The 8,592-nt window shown below is 70.4% G+C and carries 12 protein-coding genes and 1 pseudogene; 12 read left to right on the forward strand and 1 reads right to left on the reverse strand.

All coding sequences use genetic code 11. From position 1 onward, the window contains the following. From VF825_RS16300 to truA, 11 genes and pseudogenes are all read left to right on the forward strand, one after another. Nucleotides 1-348: pseudogene (locus VF825_RS16300) on the forward strand (SecY family transport protein); the annotation flags it as partial. Beyond that, nucleotides 348-911 (forward strand): adenylate kinase, encoded by a 564-nt coding sequence (locus tag VF825_RS16305; protein ID WP_331115243.1) that lies wholly within the window; start codon nt 348-350, stop codon nt 909-911. The pseudogene VF825_RS16300 and the gene VF825_RS16305, both read left to right, overlap by 1 nt. Before the next feature lie 4 nt (nt 912-915). Continuing rightward, the gene (gene map, locus VF825_RS16310; RefSeq protein WP_331115244.1) at nt 916-1,758 is read left to right on the forward strand and encodes a type I methionyl aminopeptidase; all 843 of its coding nucleotides are present in this window, start codon (nt 916-918) and stop codon (nt 1,756-1,758) included. A gap of 223 nt (nt 1,759-1,981) precedes the next feature. Next, entirely contained in the window at nt 1,982-2,203 is a 222-nt protein-coding gene (infA, locus tag VF825_RS16315) for a translation initiation factor IF-1 (RefSeq protein WP_006946284.1), read from the forward strand. Nucleotides 2,204-2,300: 97 nt separating this feature from the next. Beyond that, complete coding sequence (rpmJ, locus tag VF825_RS16320; protein WP_010148647.1) at nt 2,301-2,414, forward strand: 50S ribosomal protein L36; 114 nt, start codon at nt 2,301-2,303, stop codon at nt 2,412-2,414. A gap of 192 nt (nt 2,415-2,606) precedes the next feature. Further along, on the forward strand, nt 2,607-2,987 hold the full coding sequence (rpsM, locus tag VF825_RS16325) for a 30S ribosomal protein S13 (protein ID WP_141789336.1): 381 nt from the start codon (nt 2,607-2,609) through the stop codon (nt 2,985-2,987). A gap of 89 nt (nt 2,988-3,076) precedes the next feature. Beyond that, nucleotides 3,077-3,484 carry a 30S ribosomal protein S11 gene (gene rpsK / locus VF825_RS16330; protein WP_091756329.1) on the forward strand — a complete coding sequence of 136 codons (408 nt, stop codon included), beginning with the start codon at nt 3,077-3,079 and terminating at the stop codon, nt 3,482-3,484. A gap of 20 nt (nt 3,485-3,504) precedes the next feature. Next, a complete protein-coding gene (gene rpsD, locus VF825_RS16335) occupies nt 3,505-4,113 on the forward strand; it encodes a 30S ribosomal protein S4 (RefSeq protein WP_331115269.1) in 609 nt (202 codons plus the stop codon). 163 nt (nt 4,114-4,276) lie between these two features. After that, nucleotides 4,277-5,299 carry a DNA-directed RNA polymerase subunit alpha gene (locus VF825_RS16340; protein ID WP_141789334.1) on the forward strand — a complete coding sequence of 341 codons (1,023 nt, stop codon included), beginning with the start codon at nt 4,277-4,279 and terminating at the stop codon, nt 5,297-5,299. A 68-nt stretch (nt 5,300-5,367) separates the two neighbouring features. Further along, nucleotides 5,368-5,928, forward strand: a complete 561-nt coding sequence (gene rplQ / locus VF825_RS16345; RefSeq protein WP_331115272.1) for a 50S ribosomal protein L17 — start codon at nt 5,368-5,370, stop codon at nt 5,926-5,928. Nucleotides 5,929-5,965: 37 nt separating this feature from the next. Next, entirely contained in the window at nt 5,966-6,880 is a 915-nt protein-coding gene (truA, locus tag VF825_RS16350; protein WP_331115274.1) for a tRNA pseudouridine(38-40) synthase TruA, read from the forward strand. Here the strand turns inward: truA and VF825_RS16355 are convergent. Further along, nucleotides 6,850-7,755 (reverse strand): hypothetical protein, encoded by a 906-nt coding sequence (locus VF825_RS16355; protein WP_331115276.1) that lies wholly within the window; start codon nt 7,753-7,755, stop codon nt 6,850-6,852. The two genes, truA and VF825_RS16355, sit on opposite strands and share 31 nt — an antisense overlap. A 181-nt stretch (nt 7,756-7,936) precedes the next feature. Here VF825_RS16355 and VF825_RS16360 point away from each other — a divergent pair. Then, nucleotides 7,937-8,592: ATP-binding cassette domain-containing protein (locus VF825_RS16360; protein ID WP_331115278.1), on the forward strand; the 656-nt coding region annotated here is incomplete at its 3' end.

Consider the following 8,592-nt stretch of genomic DNA (forward strand, 5'->3'; position numbering starts at 1 on the left):
GTCGGGCTGATCCTGTTCTTCACGTTCTTCTACGTGTCCATCACGTTCAACCCCGATGAAGTCGCCGACAACATGAAGAAGTACGGTGGTTTCATCCCGGGTATCCGGGCCGGGCGACCCACGGCCGAGTACCTCGACTACGTCCTCACCCGGATCACCGTGCCGGGCGCCCTCTACCTGGGGCTCATCTCCCTGATCCCGCTCATCGCCTTCGTCCTCGTCGGCGCTGACCAGAACTTCCCCTTCGGGGGCACCTCGATCCTGATCATCGTGGGTGTCGGCCTGGAGACGGTGAAGCAGATCGAGTCCCAGCTGCAGCAGCGTCACTACGAAGGGTTCCTCCGCTGATGCGTCTCATCATCCTCGGCCCGCCCGGAGCCGGTAAGGGCACCCAGGCTGCCCGGATCGCCGAGCGCCTGGGCATCCCGGCGATCTCGACCGGCGACATCTTCCGCGCCAACATCAAGAACGGCACCGCGCTCGGCAAGCAGGTCCAGGAGATCCTGGCTGCCGGCAAGTACGTGCCCGACGAGGTGACCAACGCGATCGTGCGCGACCGGCTGCTGCAGGACGACGCGAGCAAGGGCTTCCTGCTCGACGGCTACCCGCGCACCCAGGCCCAGGTGGCCGAGCTTGACGCCATGCTGGCCGAGGGCGGGCACCAGCTCGACGCCGTGCTCGAGCTGACCGCCGACACCGACGAGGTCGTCGCGCGGCTGCTGAAGCGGGCCGAGCTCGAGGGCCGCGCCGATGACACCGAACAGGTCATCCGCCACCGCCAGGAGGTCTACGTCGAGGAGACCGCGCCCCTGGCCGCGCTCTACCGCGAGCGTGGGCTGCTGCGCCAGGTGGACGGCATGGGTGACGTGGACACCGTCACCGCCCGCCTCGAGACCGCGCTGGGCGCCTGAGCCCGTGTTCGGACGCCACCGGCTCGACGTCAAGACCCCCGACCAGATCCGGCGCATGCGACGCGCCGGGCTGGTCGTGGGGGAGACCCTCGCCATGCTGCGGGACCAGGTCCGCGCCGGGATGACCACCGGTGACCTCGACCGGGTCGCCGAGGAGCACATCCGCGGCGCGGGGGCGACGCCCTCGTTCCTGGGCTACCACGGCTTCACCGGCACGCTGTGCGTCAGCGTCAACGACGAGGTCGTCCACGGCATCCCGGGCAGCCGCGAGCTGCGCGAGGGTGACCTGGTCTCGATCGACTGCGGCGCCATCGTCGACGGGTGGCACGGCGACGCCGCCATCTCGCTGGTCGTCGGCGGCCGAGGGGCCGCCAGCCCCGCTGACCTGGCCCTCATCGAGGCCACCGAGGCGTCCATGTGGGCCGGCATCGCCGCCCTGAAGGTCGGCTCCCCGCTGTATGCCGTGGGCGCGGCCGTCGAGGACGCGGTCACCAAGGCGGCCGCCGGCGACGGCGTCACCTACGGGATCGTCGAGGACTACGTCGGGCACGGCATCGGCACCGAGATGCACCAGGACCCGCAGGTGCCCAACTACCGGGTGCGGGACAAGGGCCCCACCGTGCGCTCGGGCCTGACCGTCGCGATCGAGCCGATGGTCACGCTCGGCTCCGCCGACACCGCCGTCCTGGAGGACGACTGGACGGTCGTCACGAGCGACGGCTCGCGCGCGGCGCACTGGGAGAACTCCGTGGCGGTCACCGACGAGGGCCTGTGGGTGCTCACCGAGCTCGACGGCGGCAAGGCGCGGCTGGAAGCCCTCGGGGCGGCATACGCCCCCCTGGACTGAGCGCCGACCCTCCTGACCTGCCGCGATCCGCGCCCCGCCGATTTCTCCTCCTGTGGGGGATGGCGTAGGCTAGTGCGTCGGCTCACGAATGTCTCGTTCCACGTCTGTGCGGGTCCGCCCGGAGAGGCGCCGGGACGTGCCTTTCGTCGTGCCGGATGAAACATCAGTGGCCACACTGACCGGTCCCACCCGGGACCGGCCCGTTTAACGGATTGCGGAGGATATGGCCAAGAAGGACGGTGTCATCGAGATCGAGGGCACGATCGTCGAGGCTCTGCCGAACGCGATGTTCCGCGTGGAGCTGACCAACGGTCACAAGGTTCTCGCCCACATCTCGGGCAAGATGCGCCAGCACTACATCCGGATCCTCCCCGAGGACCGCGTGGTGGTGGAGCTGTCCCCGTATGACCTGACCCGCGGCCGCATCGTCTTCCGTTACCGCTGAGCGGGAGCTTCATCACTCCCGATCCCAACCAACTCCTCGGGGCTCGGTCGCGCACGCGGCCGGGACGCGAGGGGACCGATCTACAGACAGCAGGCAGATGAAGGTTCAGCCGAGCGTCAAGAAGATCTGCGACAAGTGCAAGGTGATCCGCCGTCACGGCCGGGTCATGGTGATCTGCGAGAACCTGCGCCACAAGCAGCGCCAGGGCTGAGCACCACCCACCGAGCACGACCCGCGGTCTCTCGAGAACGCACAGACACATCGCAGCGCCCGACCCCAGGACCCGTCCTGGACGTCACCCCCGGCACGGAGGCCGGGGACCGTGGGCCCGGGACCATTCCCGGGTCGGAAGCGGACCGGCGTTGCTCCAGACCTCCGTGTTGATCAGGAGAACTGACACAAGATGGCACGTCTTGTTGGTGTTGACCTCCCGCGCGAGAAGCGCGTCGAGATCGCACTCACCTACATCTTCGGCGTGGGTCGCACCCGCGCGAAGGAGACCCTGGCGGCGACGGGGGTCAACCCCGACACCCGCGTCCGTGACCTCGGCGACGAGGAGCTGGTGAAGCTCCGCGACTACCTCGAGGGCAACTTCAAGGTCGAGGGTGACCTCCGCCGTGAGGTCGCCGCCGACATCCGTCGCAAGGTCGAGATCGGCAGCTACGAGGGTCTTCGTCACCGTCGTGGCCTGCCTGTCCGCGGTCAGCGCACGAAGACCAACGCGCGTACCCGCAAGGGCCCGAAGCGCACTGTGGCCGGCAAGAAGAAGGCCGGCAAGAAGTAAGTCCGCTCGTGATCCGATCGCCGGGCTGCGCACATCGCGGCCGGCGAACCGAGTCGGACCACACTTCAACCACGTAGGAGATCTACCGCATGCCTCCCAAGAGCCGTACGGCTGCGGGCGCCAAGAAGGTGCGCCGCAAGGAGAAGAAGAACGTCGCCCACGGGCACGCTCACATCAAGAGCACGTTCAACAACACCATCATCTCGATCACCGACCCGACCGGGGCCGTGATCTCGTGGGCCTCTGCCGGCCAGGTCGGCTTCAAGGGCTCGCGCAAGTCCACCCCGTTCGCCGCGCAGATGGCCGCCGAGGCGGCCGCACGTCGTGCCATGGAGCACGGCATGCGCAAGGTCGACGTCTTCGTCAAGGGCCCGGGCTCCGGTCGTGAGACCGCGATCCGCTCGCTGACCGCCACCGGCCTCGAGGTCGGCGCGATCAGCGACGTCACGCCCTCGCCGCACAACGGCGTCCGTCCGCCCAAGCGTCGTCGCGTCTGAGACCGGGAGAGAGATAAGACATGGCTCGTTACACCGGCCCCATCACCAAGAAGTCGCGTCGTCTCAAGGTCGACCTCGTCGGCGGCGACAAGAACTTCGAGCTCCGTCCCTTCCCGCCCGGCCAGCACGGCCGTCGCCGGATCCAGGAGAAGGAGTACCTCACCCAGCTGCAGGAGAAGCAGAAGGCCCGCTTCACCTACGGCGTCATGGAGAAGCAGTTCCGCGGTTACTACGAGGAGGCCTCGCGCCGCCCCGGCAAGACCGGTGAGAACCTGCTGCAGATCCTCGAGTCCCGCCTGGACAACGTGATCTACCGCGCCGGCCTGGCCCGGACCCGTCGCGCCGCCCGCCAGCTGGTGACCCACGGTCACTTCCTGGTCAACGGCGTCCGCGTCGACGTCCCGTCCTACCGCGTCGCGCAGTACGACATCATCGACGTCCGCCCGAAGTCGGCCGAGACCTTCCCGATCGAGCTGGCCCGCCAGACGTTCGGCGAGCGTCCCGTCCCGGCATGGATGCAGGTCGTCCCGGGCTCCCTGCGGGTCCTCATCCACCAGCTGCCCGTGCGTGAGCAGATCGACACGATCCTCACCGAGCAGCTGATCGTGGAGCTCTACTCGAAGAACTGACGTTCTTCACCCGGTGTGCCGGGTGGCCACCTCCCCCGGGAGGCAACCACCCGGCATACCCAGGGCTCGCGGCACGGACAGAGGTGCCACGGGTCGCGGACCATCACGGGTCCGCCGTTTCACGAGGCGTCAAATAGCGGTCGCCCGTGGGAAGGAAAGTCCAGTGCTCATCGCGCAGCGCCCCACCCTCAGCGAGGACGTCGTCTCCGACGCCCGCTCGCGGTTCGTCATCGAGCCGCTCGAGCCGGGATTCGGCTACACCCTCGGCAACTCCCTCCGCCGCACCCTGCTCTCGAGCATCCCGGGTGCCGCGGTCACCAGCATCCGCATCGACGGCGTGCTCCACGAGTTCTCGACGGTCCCCGGTGTCAAGGAGGACGTCACCGAGATCATCCTGAACATCAAGGGCCTGGTCGTCTCCAGCGAGCACGACGAGCCGGTCGTCATGTACCTGCGCAAGCAGGGCCCCGGCGCCGTCACCGCCGCTGACATCGCCCCGCCGGCCGGTGTCGAGGTCCACAACCCGGACCTGCACATCGCCACCCTGAACGGCAAGGGCAAGCTCGAGATGGAGCTGACCGTCGAGCGTGGCCGTGGCTACGTCTCCGCCGCGCAGAACAAGACCGGCGACGCCGAGATCGGCCGGATCCCGGTCGACTCGATCTACAGCCCGGTGCTGGCCGTGACCTACAAGGTCGAGGCCACCCGTGTCGAGCAGCGCACCGACTTCGACAAGCTGATCGTCGACGTCGAGACCAAGAACAGCATCGCCCCGCGCGACGCGATGGCCTCGGCCGGCAAGACCCTGGTCGAGCTGTTCGGCCTGGCCCGTGAGCTCAACGTCGAGGCCGAGGGCATCGACATGGGCCCGAGCCCGACCGACGCCGCCCTGGCTGCCGACCTGGCGCTGCCGATCGAGGACCTGGACCTGACCGTCCGCTCCTACAACTGCCTCAAGCGCGAGGGCATCCACACCGTGGGTGAGCTCGTGGCCCGCAGCGAGGCCGACCTGCTCGACATCCGCAACTTCGGTGCGAAGTCGATCGACGAGGTCAAGGCCAAGCTCGTCGGCATGGGGCTGCAGCTCAAGGACAGCCCGCCCGGGTTCGACCCGAGCGCTGTCGTGGGCAGCTTCGACGACGACTTCGACGAGGACCAGTCCTTCGCCGAGGACGAGCAGTACTGACCGCCTGACCGATTTCTGTGACCAACCCGCACACAGCGGTTCGGTCAGAACTCTGAGGAGAACAACCCATGCCCACGCCCACCAAGGGTCCCCGCCTCGGCGGCGGTCCGGCGCACGAGCGGCTGATCCTGGCCAACCTGGCCACCTCGCTGTTCGAGCACGACCAGATCACGACCACCGAGGCCAAGGCCAAGCGCCTGCGCCCGCTGGCCGAGCGTCTCGTCACGTTCGCCAAGCGCGGTGACCTGCACGCCCGTCGCCGGGTGCTCACGGTCGTCCGTGACAAGGGCGTCGTGCACCGCCTCTTCACCGAGATCGCTCCCGACATGGAGCAGCGCCCCGGTGGCTACACCCGCATCACCAAGATCGGCAACCGCAAGGGCGACAACGCCCCCATGGCCGTGATCGAGCTGGTGCGCGAGCCGCTGTCCCCGAAGAAGGCCACCGTCGCCGAGGCCGAGGCTGCGACCAAGCGCGCCGCCAAGGCCAAGAAGGCCGACGAGGCACCGGCCGAGGCCCCTGTCGAGGCTGAGGTCGAGGACACCGTCGAGGCTCCCGCCGAGACCGCCGAGACCACGGAGGCTCCGGCCGCCGAGGCCACGGACGAGTCCGGCAAGGCCGACGCCTGAGCCGGGCGGCTCACGCGGGCGCACTAGGCTGCGCTGCATGAACACCGACGAGCCCGTCGTCCCCACACCCGGGGGCGGCGGGCTCGTCCGTGTCCGGCTCGACTTCGCCTACGACGGCACCGACTTCTCCGGCTGGGCCGCCCAGCCGGGGCTGCGGACGGTCGAGCAGGAGCTGTCCGCGGCGCTGACCACGGTGCTGCGCGCCCCGGAGCCGGTCCGGCTCACGGTGGCCGGCCGCACCGACGCCGGGGTCCACGCGCGGGGCCAGGTGGCCCACGCGGACGTCGACCCCGAGGCGTTCGGGCGGCTGCCCGGTCGTTCCGACCGCACCCCGGAGCAGGCGGCCGTGAGCCGGCTCGGCGGGGTGCTGCCGCCGGACGTCGTGGTGCGCCGCGTCAGCCTGGCGCCCGAGGGCTTCGACGCCCGCTTCTCGGCGGTCCGGCGCCGCTACCTCTACCGGGTGTGCGACCGGCCCGCGCAGGCCGACCCGCTGCGCCGGCGCGACACGGTCACGGTGCGCCACGAGCTGGACGTCGCGGCGATGCACGCGGCCGCCCAGCAGCTGCTGGGGCTGAAGGACTTCGCCGCCTTCTGCAAGAAGCGCGAGGGGGCCACGACCATCCGCACCCTCCTGGACTACGCGTGGGCCCGTGACGAGGACGGCACGCTGCTCGGCCGGGTCGAGGCCGACGCGTTCTGCCACTCCATGGTGCGATCACTGGTCGGTGCGGTGCTGCCGGTCGGAGAGGGGCGCCAGCCGGCGGAGTGGCCGGCTCAGGTCCTCTCGGCCAGGCGGCGGGACCCGCGCGTGGTGGTCATGCCGCCGCACGGGCTGTCGCTGGAGGAGGTCAGCTACCCGGCCGAGGCCGAGCTGGCCGATCGCGCCCGGGAGGCCAGGGCGGTGCGCACCGCCGAGGGGGATCAGGGCGCCATGGCCGCCCAGCCGCGGTAGTCCTCGACCGCGATACCGGCGTAGGTGGCGCTGCCCGTCAGGGCGGCGTCGATGGCCGCGAGCTCGGCCTCCATCTGGGTGCAGGTCATCCCGAAGAAGGTCTGTTTGACCTCCTCCGGGTCGCTGCCGAGGTCGTTCGTCTCCTGGCCGATGCGGATCGGCTTGCCGGTCGCCGCGGCGCTGGCGAGCGCGGCCGCCGCGATGTCCAGGGTGCCGTCGGTGCCGGCCGCGTGGTTGCGGTAGGCCATCACCGTCGTCCCGGCGACCCGGGCCATCACCGCCCGGTCCAGCGAGGTCCTGCCGTAGCTGAGCGTGTTGAACCAGAACGGGATGTCGGCCTCGAGCGGGTGGGAGGCGCCGGCGCTGGAGGCGAGCGTCGACAGCAGGCTGAGGTAGCGCTTGACCGTCCCGGACTGGTCGGTGGACCACGACGCCAGCAGGTAGGGCTCGACGTCGACGTGGACACCCGTGAACAGCCCGGTGGCCAGGGCGGGCGTCAGCCAGCTGGAGACCACCCAGGAGGGCGAGTCCACCCAGCCGGGGTCACCGCCGAGGGCGTCCACCTGCATCCCGGCGGCACGGGCCTGGGCGCTGAGCTGCTGGAGGCGGGGGAGGTCCGGGGAGGAGGTGACCTGCGGCGGCACCGCGACGAAGAGCCGGGTGACCCCCCGCTCCTGCGCGAAGGCGACGACGCCGGCGGGGTCGTCGGCGGTCCACACCCACATGGCGCGGGTCGGGGCGGTGGGCGGGGGAGTGCTGGCGTGCCTGCCGCCGACGGCCAGGGCCGGGGTGGCGGCTGTGACGGCCAGGATGCCGGACAACGCGGCAGCCAGGGAGAGGGTGAGAGCGCGAACCGGGGTCAGGCGGCGAGCCATGGAGCCTCCACTCCGGCGGGTGACCGGCGGCGGGGGCGCCGGGAGGCTCAGGATGGGGCCGGGTGCGCCGGCCCGCGGGCCGATTTGACGAACCCCTGACCTTCGACCATGCCCCTGCGGCGGTCATCGCCGGCGAAACCGGGATGACTCGGCACCCCCCGGTGGGACACAGTTGGCGGTTGTGGGCCACGTCGACATCAACGCCATCAGCTACTCCCTGCCCGACGGGCGCCCCCTGCTCGGGGAGGTCAGCCTGCGCGTGGGCGAGGGCGCCAAGGTCGCGCTGATCGGTCCGAACGGCACCGGCAAGACCACTCTCCTGCGCATCGTCAGCGGCGACCTCGACGCCCACGAGGGCGCGGTCACCCGCTCCGGAGGGCTCGGCGTGATGCGCCAGTTCATCGGCAAGGTCCGCGACGACACCACCGTGCGCGACCTGCTCGTCAGCGTCGCCCCGCCCGCGGTCCGCGCCGCCGCGCAGACCGTCGACGCCGCCGAGCTGGCCATGATGGAGCAGGACGACGAGAAGACCCAGATGGCCTACGCCCAGGCGCTCGCCGACTGGGCCGACGCCGGCGGCTACGAGCACGAGACGCTCTGGGACGTGTGCACGGTGGCCGCGCTCGGCGTGCCGTACGAGAAGGCCCAGTGGCGGGCCGTGCGCACGCTCTCCGGCGGTGAGCAGAAGCGGCTCGTCCTCGAGGCGTTGCTGCGCGGACCCGAGGAGGTCCTGCTCCTGGACGAGCCGGACAACTACCTCGACGTGCCGACCAAGCGGTGGCTGGAGGAGCAGCTCATCGGCTCGCCCAAGACCGTCCTGTTCGTCAGCCACGACCG

Origin of the sequence: Oryzihumus sp. (genome assembly GCF_036391795.1) — a bacterium.
GTDB lineage: Bacteria > Actinomycetota > Actinomycetes > Actinomycetales > Dermatophilaceae > Oryzihumus.